The organism is Streptomyces sp. NBC_00377, from assembly GCF_036075115.1.
Classification (GTDB): Bacteria; Actinomycetota; Actinomycetes; order Streptomycetales; family Streptomycetaceae; genus Streptomyces.
Genome location: NZ_CP107958.1, coordinates 8513616 through 8528168 on the forward strand (window position 1 = coordinate 8513616; position 14553 = coordinate 8528168).

Sequence of the window (14553 nt, forward strand, 5' to 3'; positions counted from 1 at the left end):
AAGACGTTCACTGTTCCCGCAAGCCCCACGGGGAGCCGTACGCCGTCAGCAGGTCGAGGAAGGGACGGGGCGCGAACGCCTCGGGGCCCAGGACGCCCACGCCGGACCACGCGCCCGTGGCGAGCAGTTCGAGGGCGACCACCGGGTTGACGGCGGTCTGCCACACCACGGCCTGGCTGCCGTACTCGGCCATGGACCACCCGTTGTCGACCACGTGGTACAGGTACACCTCGCGCGGCGCGCCGTCCTTCACGCCCTGTACCCAGGTGCCCGCGCACGTCTTGCCGTGCATCAGCCCGCCCAGGGTCGCCGGGTCGGGCAGACAGGCGGCCACCACGTCCCGGGGCGAGACGGGCACCGCCGCGCCCGCGCTCGGCACGGCCACGGGTGCGGTGCGGTCGAGGCCCAGCCGGTGCAGCGTCTTCAGGGTCTCGATGAACTCGCCGCCCAGGCCGTACTTGAAGGTGACGCGGCGCGCCTTCACCCAGCGCGGCACGAGCAGTACCTCCTCGTGCTCGACGTTCACGCACTCCACCGGCCCGATCCCCTCGGGGAATTCGAAGACTTCGGGCTCGCTGAAGGGTGCGGTGGTGAACCAGCCCCGGTCGGCCTCGTAGACCACCGGCGGGTTCAGGCACTCCTCGATGGTGGTCCAGATGTTGAAGGAAGGCGCGAAGTCATGGCCCTCGACGGTGAGGTTCGCGCCGTCGCGGATGCCGATCTCCTCGATCTCGTCGAAGAGTTCGTCCGCCGCGTACCGGGCGAAGACATCCGAAAGACCCGGCTCGACCCCCATGCCGACCAGGGCGAGGGCGCCCGCGTCGGCCCAGTCGTCGGCCTCGGCGAACTGTGCGTCACCGAGCCGCACCCCGCACTCCTCGTACGGCCGATCGGGATGCGGGCGCGACAGCGACATCGCCATGTCGACATAGGTGGCGCCGGCGGTCCGCGCCGCGTGGAACAGCGGCATCACGAACCGCGGGTCGGTGGCGTTGAGCAGGACGTCACAGCGGTGCCGGGCGAGCAGGCCGGCCACCGCCGCCTCGTCGGCGGCGTCCACGCGCTCGGCGTGGAACCGCTCGTCGCCGTCGAGCGCGGCGACGGCGGAGACGGCTCGGGCGGGGTCGTGATCGGCGACCACCATCGCCTCGAAGAACGGGCGGCGGGCGGCGATCCGGGTGATGGCGGTACCGACACCGCCGGCGCCCACGAGCAGGACACGCATGACGAGAACTCCCTCGGCTGAGAATGCGAACGAAGGTGTGTGAAAGGGGCCCCTGAGAGAGATACAACGTCGTGCCTGCGCGTAAGGTCAATGGCGTTGGCATAAGGGCGGGGTGGTGGCGCCCCGGGGCGGGAGCGGGACGGGCGCAGCTCGAGAGGGCGTGCAGGGACAGGCGGCAGCGAGCGGCGGCCGGCTGGTCGGCGGCTCGACGGCGGGCATCCCGGGAACGGGTGCAGCCCTGGAGGGCGCGGCGCGAGGCGGCGCAGGGACAGGGCGCAAGGACAGGGCGCAAGGACAGGGCCGGCCGGGCGAAGCACGTCCGCGGCGGCGGAAGAGAGCGGACGAGGGAAGAGGGATCGTGGCCAAACCGGTCGTACCCGAGGAGAAGCGGCGCCGGCGCCGGCCCACCAGGAGCGGCACCGTGCTGTCCGAGCGGCTGATCGTCGAGGCCGCGCTGCGCCTGCTGCGCGAGCACGGCAGCACCGGCCTCAGCGCCCGCCGTCTCGGCCTGGCCCTGGACTGCGACCCCAGCACCCTGTACCGGTACTTCCGCGGCATGGACGAGCTGACCCTCGCCATCGGCGACGCGCTCGTGGGCGAGGCGCTGCGCGGCTGGCGGCCCACGGGGGAGTGGCGGACGGATCTGCACGCCGTCGGGTTGCGCATCCACGCCGCCTACGTCGCCCACCCGCAGGCCGCCCAGCTCACCACGAGCCGGGTGACGGGCCGGGCCAACGAACTGGCCGCCGACGAGGCGGTGCTGGACGTGCTGCGCAATGCCGGGTTCCCGCTGCCGGACACCGTGCGGATCTACCACGCCTTCATCGACCAGACGCTGGCCTTCGCTGCACTGGACGCCGCGGCCCTTGCCCTGCCCCGCGCGGCTCAGCGCGCCGACGACGCGATTTGGCGCTCGACGTACGCGCGACTGCCCGCCGCGACCCACCCGCGGATCGCGGAGGCGGCCCCGCTGCTGTCGACCCGCATGGTGACCAGCGCCTATCCGACGGCGCTGGAGATGCTGCTGGACAGCGCGCAGGCGACGCTGGCCCGGCTCAGCTCCTGAGGGTCTCGGCTGCGGTCGCCGCCACCGCGGCGGCCACCGCCGCCAGTGCCGGGGAGTCGAGCTTCCACTGCTGCCAGAACAGCGGGACGTCCAGGGGGCGTTCGGGCGCGAGGGAGACCAGGCGGCCGGAGCGCAGCAGGGGGCCGGACTGCGCCTCCGGCACCATGCCCCAGCCGAGTCCGGCCGCCACGCCTTCCACGAAGCCCTCCGAGGTCGGTACCGCCTGCCGGACGGGGCCGGCGCCCTCGGCGCCGTGGCGCAGGCCGCGGACGAACGCGTCCTGAAGGTCGTCGCTCCTGTCGAAGGTCATCACGGGCGCCCGGGCGAGGGTCTCGTGGAGGGGGCCGTCACCGAGGTGACGGGAGACGAAGTCCGGGCTCGCGGCGGCCTGATAGCGCATCGTGCCGAGCGCGCGCACGGAGCAGCCCGTCACCGCCTCGGGCGATGAGGTCACCGCGGCCATCACCAGCCCCTCCCGCAGGAGTTCCGCCGTGCGCGTCTCGTCCTCACGGTGCAGTTCGAAGCAGACCTGCGGCTCCCTGGGCACCCGGTTCAGGGCCGGCAGGAACCAGGTGGCGAGCGAGTCCGCGTTCACCGCGACGCTCACCCGCGTCGGCTCGCCCTCCCCGCTCATGCCCAGCTCGGATCGCGTGTCGCGTTCGAGCCGGGCCAGCTGGCGGGCGAACCGGACGATGATCTCGCCGGACTCGGTGGGCCGGACCGGCTTGGTGCGCAGCAGCAGGACCCGCCCCGTGCGCTGCTCCAGGGCCTTGACGCGCTGACTGACCGCGGACGGCGTCACGTGCAGGGCGGCGGCGGCCGCGTCGAAGGTGCCCTCGTCCACCACCGCGAGCAGGGTCCGCACCTGATCGAACGGGAGGTCGGCCATCATCGGATCATCACAGGAGCTAATGATAGGTAAGAATCTTTAGCTGTACGTCCGCTGATCGCTTCCCTAGCGTGGACGGCATGTCCCACACCCTCACCGCCGCGGCCGCCGGATTCGGCACCGGCCTGTCGCTCATCGTCGCCATCGGCGCCCAGAACGCGTTCGTCCTGCGTCAGGGCATCCGCCGTGACGCCGTCCTCGCCGTCGTCGGCATCTGCGCCCTGTCCGACGCCGTGCTCATCGCCCTCGGTGTGGGCGGGGTGGGCGCCTTGGTGGTGGCCTGGCCCGGGGCGCTGACCGCCGTCGGCTGGATCGGCGGACTCTTCCTGCTCTGTTACGGGGCACTCGCCGCCCGGCGGGTGTTCCGGCCCGCGGGCGCCCTGGCGGCGGAGGGGGAGAGTGCGGGCTCGATGCGCCGGGCGGTGCTGACCTGTCTCGCGCTGACCTGGCTCAACCCGCACGTCTACCTCGACACGGTCTTCCTGCTCGGTTCCGTCGCCGCCGACCGCGGACCGCTGCGCTGGACCTTCGGTCTCGGCGCCGCCCTCGCCAGCGTCTGCTGGTTCGTCACGCTGGGCTTCGGCGCCCGGCTGCTCGGCCGCTTCCTGACCCGCCCGGCCGCCTGGCGCGTCCTCGACGGCCTGGTCGCCGCCACCATGATCGCCCTCGGCGTGACGCTCGTCGCGGGGGCCTGAGAACGGGGGTCGCCCCGAGTGCCGGGGAGCGGGGGGACCCGGGCCATCGAGGTCAGGATCCGGTCCGGGTCGGCATCGAGGGCAGGATCCGGTCCGGGCCGCATCGAGGTCAGTATCTGGTCCGTATTTCGAGATCACGTGTCCAAGGAGCGGTGCGAGCACCGCGGGTGCTGGGATAGTGGCCTCCGACCCGAAAGATGTATCGAGCAACCAGGGAAGCGCGTGGACACGAGCGAGAGCGGCGCCGCACCCGCGGCCGAGGAGGCCGGTCCGGCTCCGAGGAGGGACCGGCCCCCACGACGCGGCTGGCGCGGCTGGGCGATGGACACCCGTCCGCTGCGCCGTCCGGCCTACCGGCGGCTGTGGTCCTCGACCATCGTCACGGCCGTGGGCAGTCAGCTCACCGCCGTCGCGGTGCCCAAGCAGATCTACGACATCACCGGCTCCTCCGCCTGGGTCGGCTACGCCAGCCTCGCCGGGCTGGTGCCCATGGTGCTGTTCGCGCTGTGGGGCGGCGCGGTCGCCGACACCGTCGACCGGCGCAAGCTGCTGCTGATCACCAACAGCGGTATCGCCGTCACCTCGGTGGTGTTCTGGCTCCAGGCGGTCTCGGGACTCGACTCGGTGGCCGTGCTGATGGTGCTGCTCGCCACCCAGCAGGCGTTCTTCGGCCTGAACTCGCCGGCCCGCAACGCCTCCATCGCCCGCCTGGTCCCCGCGGAGGAACTGGCCGCCGCCAACGCCCTCGGCTCGACCGTCATGCAGACCGGTCTGGTCGCCGGGCCGCTGTTCGCGGGCGCCCTGATCCCCGTCATCGGCCTGCCCGAGCTGTATCTGCTCGACGCCGTCGCGCTGTGCGTGACGCTGTGGGCCGTCTTCCGTCTGCCCGCGCTGCCGCCGGCGGCGAGTGCGACGGCCAGGCGGGCGGGGCTGCGCGAGATCGCGGAGGGCTTCCGCTACATCTCCCGGCACAAGGTCCTGCTGCTGTCCTTCCTCGCCGACGTCATCGCCATGGTCTTCGGCATGCCCAGGGCCCTGTTCCCCCAGCTCGCCGCCGAGACGTACGCCCCTTACGGAGAAGGGCTCGCCCTCGGCCTGCTGTTCGCGGCGATCCCCATCGGCGCGGTGCTGGGTGGACTGTTCTCCGGCACGTTCTCGCGGGCCCGCAGGCACGGCTGGATGGTCATCGGCGCGGTCGTCGCCTGGGGCGCGGCGATCGCCGGGTCCGGGCTGAGCGCCGGCCTGTGGGTCGCCGTGGTGTTCCTGGCCTGTGCCGGTGTCGCCGACATGGTCTCGATGGTCTTCCGTGGGGCGATCCTGCTGTCCGCCGCCACCGACGAGATGCGGGGGCGCATGCAGGGTGTGTTCACGGTCGTCGTCGCGGGCGGCCCGCGGCTGGCGGACGCCCTGCACGGCACGGCGGGCGCCGCCTTCGGGGCCCGTACGGCGGTCACCGGCGGAGGTCTGCTGGTCGTCGCCCTGATGCTCGGCCTGGCGGCCGCGGTACCCGCGCTGCGCCGGTACCGCGTCTGACGCCGGCGGGTTCTACAGCGCCCCGTGCCGGTGCGTCCCGTATTGTTCCATGAGCTTGCCGCGGGTCGTCTCCAGCCGGTGGGCGAGGATCTCGGCCACGATCCGCATCAGCGTGAGCCCGAGCGCCGGGTCCTCCTCGCACAGCTTGAGCACCGGCCGCGCCTCGAGCTCGTAGGCCCGCACGGGGCTGAAGGCCTCGGCGCCGAAATCCCAGCGGTAGGGCGGGAACAGCCAGGACCAGCCCAGCAGGTCGCCGGCGCCGAGGCTCGCGACGGTGACCCGCCGCAGGGACGTCACCTGCTGGAGGAGGGAGACCGCACCGGAGCGGATGACCCAGAAGCGGTCGGCCGTGCCGCCCGCCTCGAAGATCCGGGTGTCCTCGGGGAAGGACACCTCACGGGCCAGTGTCATCAGACGCTGACGCTGGGGCGGGGGAAGGGCGGTCAGCAGTTTGGTCGCTTTGGTCATGGCCCGGGGCTCCTCGCCGAGGATCGCTGGGGGTGCTTCCCCTTCCATTTCAGCCGCTGCCGGCGCGCCGGGCACCTCGGAGGACCGCGTTTTCTGTCTGCGGGCAAGGAAAAGCCCTGGCTGGACGGGGGAGGCCAGCCAGGGCAGTCACGGGGTGGTGCACGGAGGAGGAGTCACCGTCGACCCCGTCCACCACTATGAATGAACCGTAAACCATTCGCGGAGATTTTGTGTACCTGTAACCCGGTCACGTGACCCGTTTCACTTCGGGACGCCGCCGCGACCGTCTCCCGGGCCCTCCCGGTCCTCATTCCAGGCCCGGCCCCGTCCGGCTCTGCGGACGCCTCGCGCGAGCGACCCGGTCGTCGCCGGTTCCCGATCGGTCAGCGCGGTTCCGCGGACCGGCCGGGCGTCAGAATCTCGTCCAGCACCCTGAGCACGGCCTCGTAGGCGAGGCCCCGCACGCGGGCGTCCCGCGCGGTCTCCGAGGCCCCTGGATACCCCGGGTCCTCCGAGTCCGCTGTGCCGCCTGTGCCGCCTCGGTCCGTGCGGGCGAGCTCCGCGCCTCTCGCCCGGCAGGCCAGCAGCTCCTCGTGGGCGCAGGACCGCGCCCGTTGGATGCGCCGCAGCAGTTCGCCGGAGTCCACCACATCGGTCATCCGGTTCGAGTACCCCGCTTGCGCCGGACGATTGCTTCCGGTCCAGAAGGTTTGGCCGGGGCAGGCCCGGCCAGCCGAAATGGAGACGCCCGCACCGGCCGGCGGCGCAACGCCGCCGGCCGGAAGGGACGTCGAGGCCACGGCGTCGAGGCCACCGCGGTGGCGCGGTCGGGCCGGGCGGCGAACGCGCCGGGCCCGGTGGACCGGGGCGGGGCTTCGAGGGCCCGACCGTCCGCGCCGCACGCCCGGCCGGGCGGATCACCGTGCCCGTGAGGCCCGCGCCGGACGCCGCGCAGACGCCGACCACCGACCGATTCGGGAACAGCCAGGGGAGCGAAGGGATGCCGACGAACGACTCGACCGACCGCAGGGACGCGCCGGACGGACTTTGCGGGCGCTCAGGACGCGAACAGTGCCGGCCGGCGGACGTCCGCAGCGCCGTCCGCCGAGCCGTGACCGGGCGCCGCGCCGGCACCGGCCCGTACGACGAGGACAGCCTCTCCGACGCCCTGCTCGTGGCCTCGGAACTGACGACCAACGCCATCCTGCACGGCGGGGGCGTCACCGGATTCGACGTCGACGTGGACGGGCCGGCGGTGCTCGTCTCGGTCAGCGACCGCAGCGACCGGCTGCCGGTCACCATGGACCCCGTGGACGACCAGGGGCGTCGGCGCGTCGGCGGTCGTGGCTGGCCGCTCGTCCGCCGCCTGGCACGCGACGTCAGAGTGGCCTGTCTCCCCTCGGGCGGCAAGCGCATCACCGCCGTCGTCCCCGTGTTCTGAGCCGCTTTCTCCGGCCGGTCCTTCGCATCGGCGAAGAACCTCCCAAACGGTTTTGCGACGGACCGAGTTTGTTCCACCGGAGGCAGGGCAGACGGAGGTTCGTGCTTCGGACCGGAGGCGCGCCGACGGAAGCGGTATGACCGCTCCGAGGTGCCGCACGCGCCCCGGCAGGCAGGAGCCCTCCGTCGTCAGTCCCTGAAATTCACCGTTCAGGAGCGATACCGCATGCCTACAGACATGTCGACAAGCCGTCCCGCCGCATCCGCCCCCACCACTGCCCAGCTGCGGCGCACCCATGACGACGCACCCGACACCGCCAGCCGGTTCGCCCGGCTGGTCACCCTCGAGGAGGGCCCCGAGCGGGACGCCGTACGCGACGAGCTCGTCACCGCCTGGCTCCCCATGGCCCACCGCATCGCCGGACGCTTCCGCGACCGCGGTGAGGCGATCGAGGACCTGCGGCAGGTCGCAGCCCTCGGGCTGGTCAAGGCCGTCGACCGTTTCGACCCCGAGCGTGGGGCCTTCGAGAGCTATGCCGTGCCCACCATCACCGGAGAGATCAAACGGCACTTCCGGGACCGGATGTGGGCCCTGCGCGTGCCCCGCCGGGTGCAGGAACTGCGCAACAAGGTGCGCATCGCCCGCCGCGAGCTCACCCAGAACCCGGGGGCGGCCGAGCCCTCGGTCACCGACATCGCCACCCACACGGGGCTCACCGAGGACGAGGTGAACGCCGGCCTGGAGGCTCTGGAGAGCTTCAGCACCCTCTCGCTGGACGCCGAGACCTCGGCGGGCGACGACGGGTACAGCCTCGCCGACACCCTCGGCGACTCCGACACGTCCTTCGACGTCGTGGTCGACCGGGAGTCCGCCAAGGAAGGGCTGCGCCGCCTGCCCGAACGCGAGCGCGCCATCCTCTACATGCGTTTCTTCGAGGACATGACACAGAGCAGGATCGCCGACCAGCTGGGGATCTCCCAGATGCACGTCTCCCGGCTCATCAGCCGCAGTTGCGAGCGGGTGCGCCAGCAGGCGCTGCGCTGAAGGCAAGGACATCCATGCGTTCCGAACGGAGGAGAAGCAGACCGATGCTGATGCCCCACCCCGCTGTGCTGCGCACACTCGTCGACGAGTACACGGCGCTGATGAAGAACGGATCCGCCGACAACCAGGCACAGGCGCGTGACCTCGCCTACACGCTCTGCGTGTCCACCGGCACGCGCGACGTGCGGCACGCCCTGGAGACCGCGCGCCAGTGGCTCGAGGCGGCCTCGGTCACCGACGCCGCGGTGGCTCCGCCCACCGACAACGAGCCCCACGCATACGCCTGACGGACCGGGCGGGGTGGGCGTGCCGGATCCCGGCGCGCCCACCCCGCCGTTCTTGTGGGCACGAACACGATGCGGGGGCACGCACGCGGCGTGTGTCCGGCGTGAGCGGGGGCATCCGCACCCCGCAGGGATCGGGGAGTCTCAGGGGAGGACCGGCATGAACACGAGTGCTCTGGCGCGCAACGGCGGTGCCCAGGCGAAACGGACGGCGCGGGGCTCGGTGACGAAGGGCGCCGCCAAGGCGGGGCTCGCCGCACGAGGCGTGATCTATCTGCTGGTCGGCCTGCTGGCTCTACAGATCGCCTCCGGCGACGGCGGGAAGGAGGCCGACCGCCAGGGGGCGCTGGCCGAGATATCGGAGAAGCCCTTCGGGGCCGTGCTGCTGTGGGCGCTGGGCGTCGGCCTGGTCGGCATGGCGCTGTGGCGGCTGTCCGAGGCCGTGTTCGGCGCGGCCGGCGCCGACGGGCGCGGTGCCAAGAAGCGGCTGCAATCGCTCGCCCGGTGCGTCTTCTACTCCTTCGTCGCCTACTCCGTGCTGGCCTTCGCCGCAGGATCGGGCAGCGGCGGCGGTTCCAGCGACGAGCAGTCCCGGGACGTCACCGCCCGGGTGCTCGACCTCCCCGGCGGCCGGTGGATCGTGGGCGCGGCGGGCGTGGGGATCGCCGTCGCGGGGCTGTGGATCGGCGCCCGGGCCGTCATGCGGTCGTACCACAAGCACCTGCGGCTCTCGGAGATGTCGCCGCGTGTGCGGCGCCTGGTGGACGTCACCGGGGTGGGCGGCGGCGCGGCCCGCGGCCTGGTGTTCGCCGCCGCCGGAGCCTTCGCCGTACGGGCCGCCGTCGAGTACGAGCCGGACAGGGCCAAGGGGCTGGACGACACGCTGCGCTCGTTCGCCGACACGCCCGTGGGCCCCGGCCTGCTGGCCTGCGTGGCCGCGGGGTTCGTGCTGTTCGGTCTGTTCTCGTTCGCCATGGCCCGCTGGCGCAAGGTCTGACGTCCGGTTGCGGGGGAACACGGAGCAGATGAACGAACCAGAGTTTTCGCGTGACGGACGGCCCGTGGACATGTACCTCGACCTTCTGCGCGTCCGCATGGACAGCGAGGACTACCAGCTTCTGCTGAAGGTCGTCGCCCCTGCGCTGCGCGCCCTGGACGAACAGCCACCGGAGAGTCTCGACTTCGCCCTCGACCCGGAGGACACCCAGCACCTGCCCCAACAGATCCGTGACGAGGCCGCCCTGGTCATCGCCACGGCGGTCACGGGCCGGCTGGACAACCAACTGGTGGAGATCCAGGTCGACGGAACCGGCCCGGTCCGGGTGGTCACCGACGCGGCCACCGCGTCGGACCCCGGCCGTCTGGCCGAGATCGCCGGCTGTATCCGGCAGCGTCAGCAGGACACCGAGGAGCTGCGGGGCATCGCTGCGGCGAGCGGCATGCCCACGGACTTCTGAGCGTGCATGCCCACGGACTGCATGCCCACGGACTGCATGCCCAGGGACTTCTGAGCGTGGACCGGCGCCCTCACTTCGGCGGCGCCACCGGCGCCCCGAGCGGCCGGGCCAGACCGACCACCGCCTCGTCGAGGCGCTGGAGGTGCCGCAGCACCCGGTCGGTCACCCGGCCGTAGCGCGGCGTCCCCGCTCCGCCGGGCGTCAGCAGCGCGGCGATGCTCGGCCCCGTCAGCACCTCGGCGGTGCTCCGCTCGTCCGCGACGCGCGCGGCGATCGCCCCGATGTTGTGCCGGATGCGCTGCCCGGCCCGCCGCAGCCGCGGATCCGCCGTGATCGAGCGCTGGGTGGGAAGCAGCTCGGCCGTGGCCGCGAGCGCCCGCGCGTGATAGGCGCAGGTCTCGAGCAGCGCGACGACATAGCGCGCCGTGTCCCGCCGGGTCCGCAACGGCGTCACCGGATGCGTCAGGGGCTGCGTGGCGGCCCGCAGATCGGCCAGCGCCTGGTCCAGCTCACGGGCCAGGTCCAGCAGATCGGCCGGAGGGCCGCCGCTGAGCTGTTCCACGGCGGCCCCGCTGACATCGGTCAGCCGGTCCAGCACCGTCGTCAGCAGCTCGTTCGTACGCCGGTCCGTGTGCACCGGGAGCACCAGCGCCGCCGCCACGATGCCGCAGGCCGCCCCCAGCGCCGTCTCCTCCACCCGCAGCACCAGCACCGACAGGCTGTAGGTGTGCAGCAGCGTGTACAGCACACCCAGCGCGGCCGTCACGAAGAACGACATCAGCGTGTAGGACAGCGGCGCCGTGTAGAACATCGCGAACACGCACAGCAGCACCACGGCGAACGCCGTCCACGTGTGGTGCCCGACCAGCCCCGCCAGCACGATGCCCGCGACCACACCGAGCACCGTGCCCAGCAGCCGGCGATAGCCCTTGACCAGGATCTCCCCGGTGGAGGCGGTGTTGATGAAGACGATCCAGCAGGTCAGCACGGCCCAGTACCAGTGGTGCGAGGACAGGAGCTCGCCCCCGGCGATGGCCAGCGACGAGCCGACGGCGACCTGTACGGCGGCCCGGGTGGTCGGCCGCCGCAGGCCCGTGTCCTTCGCGGGCGCGGCGGAGTCGTCGTCCTCACCGCCCCCGTCCCCGCCGATCGCGGCGTCCTCGGCGTCCAGTTCCTCGCGGGAGCGGGCGGTCTCGGGGCTGTCGTCGGAGTCGTCCTGCGGTCCGTCCAGCGCGAGCCGCAGCCCCAGTACGGCGCGCGCCGTCTCACCGACGCCCCGGAAGACGTCCCGCACGGCCGGCGAGGCCGGCGGCAGGTTCTCCTCGTCGCGGTACCCGAGCAGCCGGTTGCGTACCTGAGCGGTGGCCGTGCCCTCGGCGACGGGGAGCCGGACCAGCATCCGCAGCGCCCCCAGATCACGGCGCAGGACGTCGAGGGCCTCGTCGCGCACGGGGAGATGGCCGCCGTCCGGCAGCGGCGCGCCCGGCAGGTGCAGGGTGAGCGTGTCGGCCCGCTCGGCGCTGCGGGCCGTCAGCAGGAGCAGCCCGAGCCGTTCGGCGGCGATCTCGGCGTCGGCGATCCGGCGCTGCACCAGCCGGGCCGTCGCCTCGTCCCGGGTGCCCTCGTCCAGCCTGCCCTGGATCATCATGGCCGTGTCGTGCAGCCGGGCGGTGCCCTCGCGCACCTGGGCCAGTGTTCTGCCGACGTCGTCAGGACCGGCGTCGAGCAGGTCGAGCTGGGCGTCGATCAACTGGGCGAGCCGGGCCCGGAAGGCCTCGCGCAGCCGCTGGAGGATGCCGGTCGGCGTCTGCGGCACCAGCAGGAAGCGCGCCACCGCGCTGCATACGAAGCCGACGGCGAGCGACCCGTAGTACCCGGGCAGGGTCGATCCGGTGACCCCGACGAACAGGGACAGGAAGTAGACCTGGAAGCCGATCAGCCCGAGCGCCGTGCCCCGGTCGCCGAACCGGCGCCCGTAGACGGCGCAGAAGATCAGGGCGACGAAGAAGACGTCACCGGCCAGCACCCGGGAACTGAGCAGCGCCGCCAGCGCCATCGAGGCGAACGCGACCGGCAGGCCCAGCGCCAGCGTGACGGCCTGGCGGTCGCGCTGCTTCTCCCGGATCGCGAACGTGGCGACCATCGCGGCGATGGCCCCGGCCACCAGATGCGAGACGTCCGCGCCCAGCAGGGAGAGCACGGCCAGCGTCAGGGCGATCGCGCCGACCGTCCGCAGCCCGGACGCGAGCCGCAGCAGCCCGGGGTCGGACGCCGCGATCCGATCCCGCCACCGTGCACCGAAGGACCGTGCAGCCGCCCTCACGCCACCGTGCTCTCTCCTGCCGTCCGGACTCAGGCGCTCTGCGACCCGGTCCCCTCGATCTGCGCCCGCACCTGCTCGGGCGTCAGATAGCTGTCCGTGTACTCGAAGTCCTTCAGCTTCGCAGCCCGCCGCGCCTGGAAGCCGGTGCGCACGAAATCGTCGCCCGCGATCGCGTTGAGCGTCCAGTTCGTCAGGACCCGGGCCTTGGCCACGCCCGTGCGCAGCGCCGACCAGTGGTAGCCGCGGGCCACGACCTGCGCGGGCAGCCCGCGCAACTCGATGCCGAGCGGCTTGGAGACGGCGTCGGTGCCGCCGAGGTCGACGACCAGACCGAGGTCCTTGTGCACGTACGGCCGCATCGCCCGGCCCCGCAGCGTCGCGATGACGTTGTCGGCGACGACCTTGCCCTGGCGCATGGCGTGCTGCGCGGTCGGCGGGCAGATCGCGCCCTCCTCGCCCTTGGCCTCGTCGGGCACCGCGGCGGCGTCGCCGAGCGCGAACACCCCGTCGTTGCCGGGCAGGTTCATCTCGGCACTGACGGCGAGCCGTCCGCGGACCGTCTCCGCACCGAGCGTCGCGATCAGCGGGCTGGCCACGACTCCCGCCGTCCAGATGAGGGTCCGGGTCGGGATCACCCGCCCGTCGGTGAAGGTGACCTCCTCCGGGCCCGCCTTGGCGATGGACACACCGAGCGAGATGTCGACGCCCCGCTTGCGCAGCACCTCCTGGGCGCTGCGGCCGAGCTTGTCGCCGAGTTCCGGCATCAGCTTCGGCGCGATGTCGATCAGATGCCACTTGATCAGGCTCGGATCCAGGTTCGGATAGCGCTTGACCGCGTTGTGGGTGAGCAGCTGGAGGCAGGCCGCGGTCTCGGTGCCGGCGTAGCCGCCGCCGACGACGACGAACTGGAGCCGCGAGGTGCGCTCGGCGGGGTTCCGGCTGGCGTCGGCCAGGTCGAGCTGGCTGATGACGTGGTCGCGGATGTAGGCGGCCTCGGCGAGGGTCTTCATCCCGAAGGCGTGCTCGGTCAGCCCCGGGATGTCGAAGGTGCGGGTGACGCTGCCGGGAGCCAGCACGATGTAGTCGTAGGGCTCGTTGACGATCTCGTCGGTGATGGTGCGGATGACGCAGACCTTCGACTTGAGGTCCACGCCGATGGCGCCGCCCGGGATGATCCGGGTGCGGTACTTCTTGCTGCGGCGCAGCGATACGGCGATCGACTGGGGCGTCAGCACCCCGGAGGCGACCTGTGGCAGCAGCGGCAGATAGAGCTGGTAGGCGAAAGGCGTCACCAGAGTGACGTCGGCCTCCGCGGCGGAGAGTTCGCGTTCCAGACGCCGAACGCACTCCACCCCCGCGAAGCCCGCGCCCACCACCAGGATCCTGGGTCGTGTCACGATGTCCATCCCTTTCTGCGGCTCCAGGCGGTCTGCCCCGACGTCGTGCGCGTGCCCGCCCGCGGGCGCCTTGCACCTCATCGATACCACCGCGCCCGGACTGGTTCCGCCAGCCGTGCGAGGCATGCAGACGAACGTTTCTCCTGAGGTGACCGTCGTACCCCCCGAAGGGCCTGTGTACGCCCGTCACCTTCGGGTAGGCCGTCGTACATGACAATTGCGGAGGCCGGAGGATAGTGACGGTGGGGTGCGCGGACGGCTCCGGCGAAAGCCGGGGGGAGAGTCGTCGGACACAGGCCCGGCAGGTCGCCGAGGCGGTGGAGAGCCTGGTGGCCTGCTGGCTCATGGCGGCGGAGGAGAGCAGACCCCGGCTGCCCGCCCGTCAGCTGCACGCCCTGCGGACGGTCCGGCTGCGCCCGGAACTCAATCTGACGGCCCTGGCCGAGCAGCTGGGCGTCGGGCTCCCCACGGCGAGCCGCCTGTGCGACCGCCTCGAGGCGGCCGGGCTGCTGGAGCGGACCGTGCAGCCCCGCAACCGGCGCGAGGTGCAGCTCGTGGTGACCACCTACGGCCAGCGTCTCCTCACCGACGTCGCCGAGCGCCGCGTACGCCGTCTGGCGACCGTGTTCGAGGCCATGACCCCGGCCCAGCGCACCGCGTTGCAGCACGGGCTGTCCGGATTCCACGAGGCGCACACCGCGGCCGGCCGGCCCGAGGAGACGGAGGGCTGA

The 14553-nt window shown here is 72.5% G+C and carries 15 protein-coding genes; 9 read left to right on the forward strand and 6 right to left on the reverse strand.

Annotated elements, in window-relative coordinates; translation table 11 throughout:
- Positions 1-7: 7 nt before the first annotated feature.
- Positions 8-1225, reverse strand: coding sequence for a saccharopine dehydrogenase family protein (locus OHS71_RS37850; RefSeq protein WP_328483837.1), 1218 nt, complete (start codon positions 1223-1225; stop codon positions 8-10).
- Positions 1226-1583: 358 nt separating this feature from the next.
- Between OHS71_RS37850 and OHS71_RS37855 the strand changes: the two genes are divergently transcribed.
- Entirely contained in the window at positions 1584-2291 is a 708-nt protein-coding gene (locus tag OHS71_RS37855) for a TetR/AcrR family transcriptional regulator (RefSeq protein WP_328483838.1), read from the forward strand.
- On the opposite strand, the gene OHS71_RS37860 is transcribed toward OHS71_RS37855, so the two are convergent.
- The gene (locus OHS71_RS37860; RefSeq protein WP_328483839.1) at positions 2281-3183 is read right to left on the reverse strand and encodes a LysR family transcriptional regulator ArgP; all 903 of its coding nucleotides are present in this window, start codon (positions 3181-3183) and stop codon (positions 2281-2283) included. The genes OHS71_RS37855 and OHS71_RS37860 overlap by 11 nt on opposite strands.
- Before the next feature lie 77 nt (positions 3184-3260).
- Here OHS71_RS37860 and OHS71_RS37865 point away from each other — a divergent pair, with 77 nt between their 5' ends.
- Together OHS71_RS37865 and OHS71_RS37870 are read left to right on the forward strand one after the other, a co-directional pair.
- Entirely contained in the window at positions 3261-3875 is a 615-nt protein-coding gene (locus tag OHS71_RS37865) for a LysE/ArgO family amino acid transporter (RefSeq protein ID WP_328483840.1), read from the forward strand.
- Between the two features lie 222 nt (positions 3876-4097).
- A complete protein-coding gene (locus OHS71_RS37870; protein ID WP_328483841.1) occupies positions 4098-5408 on the forward strand; it encodes an MFS transporter in 1311 nt (436 codons plus the stop codon).
- 12 nt (positions 5409-5420) lie between these two features.
- Here the strand turns inward: OHS71_RS37870 and OHS71_RS37875 are convergent, their stop codons facing one another.
- Positions 5421-5876, reverse strand: a complete 456-nt coding sequence (locus OHS71_RS37875) for a cyclic nucleotide-binding domain-containing protein (protein WP_328483842.1) — start codon at positions 5874-5876, stop codon at positions 5421-5423.
- Positions 5877-6259: 383 nt separating this feature from the next.
- A complete protein-coding gene (locus OHS71_RS37880) occupies positions 6260-6535 on the reverse strand; it encodes a hypothetical protein (RefSeq protein WP_328483843.1) in 276 nt (91 codons plus the stop codon).
- 341 nt (positions 6536-6876) lie between these two features.
- Between OHS71_RS37880 and OHS71_RS37885 the strand changes: the two genes are divergently transcribed.
- The 5 genes from OHS71_RS37885 to OHS71_RS37905 all read left to right on the forward strand — a co-directional run bounded on the left by OHS71_RS37885 (position 6877) and on the right by OHS71_RS37905 (position 10102).
- The gene (locus OHS71_RS37885) at positions 6877-7317 is read left to right on the forward strand and encodes an ATP-binding protein (protein WP_328483844.1); all 441 of its coding nucleotides are present in this window, start codon (positions 6877-6879) and stop codon (positions 7315-7317) included.
- A 225-nt stretch (positions 7318-7542) separates the two neighbouring features.
- Positions 7543-8361: a SigB/SigF/SigG family RNA polymerase sigma factor gene (locus OHS71_RS37890; protein ID WP_328483845.1), complete on the forward strand. Its 819-nt coding sequence runs from the start codon at positions 7543-7545 to the stop codon at positions 8359-8361.
- A gap of 44 nt (positions 8362-8405) precedes the next feature.
- Complete coding sequence (locus tag OHS71_RS37895) at positions 8406-8648, forward strand: DUF5133 domain-containing protein (protein WP_328483846.1); 243 nt, start codon at positions 8406-8408, stop codon at positions 8646-8648.
- Between the two features lie 157 nt (positions 8649-8805).
- Positions 8806-9642: a DUF1206 domain-containing protein gene (locus OHS71_RS37900; protein ID WP_328483847.1), complete on the forward strand. Its 837-nt coding sequence runs from the start codon at positions 8806-8808 to the stop codon at positions 9640-9642.
- A 28-nt stretch (positions 9643-9670) separates the two neighbouring features.
- Positions 9671-10102 carry a hypothetical protein gene (locus OHS71_RS37905; RefSeq protein ID WP_328483848.1) on the forward strand — a complete coding sequence of 144 codons (432 nt, stop codon included), beginning with the start codon at positions 9671-9673 and terminating at the stop codon, positions 10100-10102.
- Positions 10103-10172: 70 nt separating this feature from the next.
- Here OHS71_RS37905 and OHS71_RS37910 read toward each other — a convergent pair whose 3' ends face one another.
- Both OHS71_RS37910 and OHS71_RS37915 read right to left on the reverse strand, forming a co-directional pair.
- Positions 10173-12425, reverse strand: coding sequence for an FUSC family protein (locus OHS71_RS37910; protein WP_328483849.1), 2253 nt, complete (start codon positions 12423-12425; stop codon positions 10173-10175).
- Positions 12426-12454: 29 nt separating this feature from the next.
- Positions 12455-13831, reverse strand: a complete 1377-nt coding sequence (locus tag OHS71_RS37915; RefSeq protein WP_328483850.1) for an NAD(P)/FAD-dependent oxidoreductase — start codon at positions 13829-13831, stop codon at positions 12455-12457.
- Between the two features lie 233 nt (positions 13832-14064).
- Here OHS71_RS37915 and OHS71_RS37920 point away from each other — a divergent pair, with 233 nt between their 5' ends.
- Entirely contained in the window at positions 14065-14553 is a 489-nt protein-coding gene (locus OHS71_RS37920) for a MarR family winged helix-turn-helix transcriptional regulator (protein WP_328483851.1), read from the forward strand.

What these genes read in the sequence shown, in the direction of transcription:
- OHS71_RS37850 (WP_328483837.1), bottom strand. Translation starts at nt 1,225, where the DNA reads ATGCGTGTCCTGCTCGTGGGCGCCGGCGGTGTCGGTACCGCCATCACC.
- OHS71_RS37860 (WP_328483839.1), bottom strand. Translation starts at nt 3,183, where the DNA reads ATGATGGCCGACCTCCCGTTCGATCAGGTGCGGACCCTGCTCGCGGTG.
- OHS71_RS37865 (WP_328483840.1), top strand. Translation starts at nt 3,261, where the DNA reads ATGTCCCACACCCTCACCGCCGCGGCCGCCGGATTCGGCACCGGCCTG.
- OHS71_RS37875 (WP_328483842.1), bottom strand. Translation starts at nt 5,876, where the DNA reads ATGACCAAAGCGACCAAACTGCTGACCGCCCTTCCCCCGCCCCAGCGT.
- OHS71_RS37880 (WP_328483843.1), bottom strand. Translation starts at nt 6,535, where the DNA reads ATGACCGATGTGGTGGACTCCGGCGAACTGCTGCGGCGCATCCAACGG.
- OHS71_RS37885 (WP_328483844.1), top strand. Translation starts at nt 6,877, where the DNA reads ATGCCGACGAACGACTCGACCGACCGCAGGGACGCGCCGGACGGACTT.
- OHS71_RS37890 (WP_328483845.1), top strand. Translation starts at nt 7,543, where the DNA reads ATGCCTACAGACATGTCGACAAGCCGTCCCGCCGCATCCGCCCCCACC.
- OHS71_RS37895 (WP_328483846.1), top strand. Translation starts at nt 8,406, where the DNA reads ATGCTGATGCCCCACCCCGCTGTGCTGCGCACACTCGTCGACGAGTAC.
- OHS71_RS37900 (WP_328483847.1), top strand. Translation starts at nt 8,806, where the DNA reads ATGAACACGAGTGCTCTGGCGCGCAACGGCGGTGCCCAGGCGAAACGG.
- OHS71_RS37905 (WP_328483848.1), top strand. Translation starts at nt 9,671, where the DNA reads ATGAACGAACCAGAGTTTTCGCGTGACGGACGGCCCGTGGACATGTAC.
- OHS71_RS37915 (WP_328483850.1), bottom strand. Translation starts at nt 13,831, where the DNA reads ATGGACATCGTGACACGACCCAGGATCCTGGTGGTGGGCGCGGGCTTC.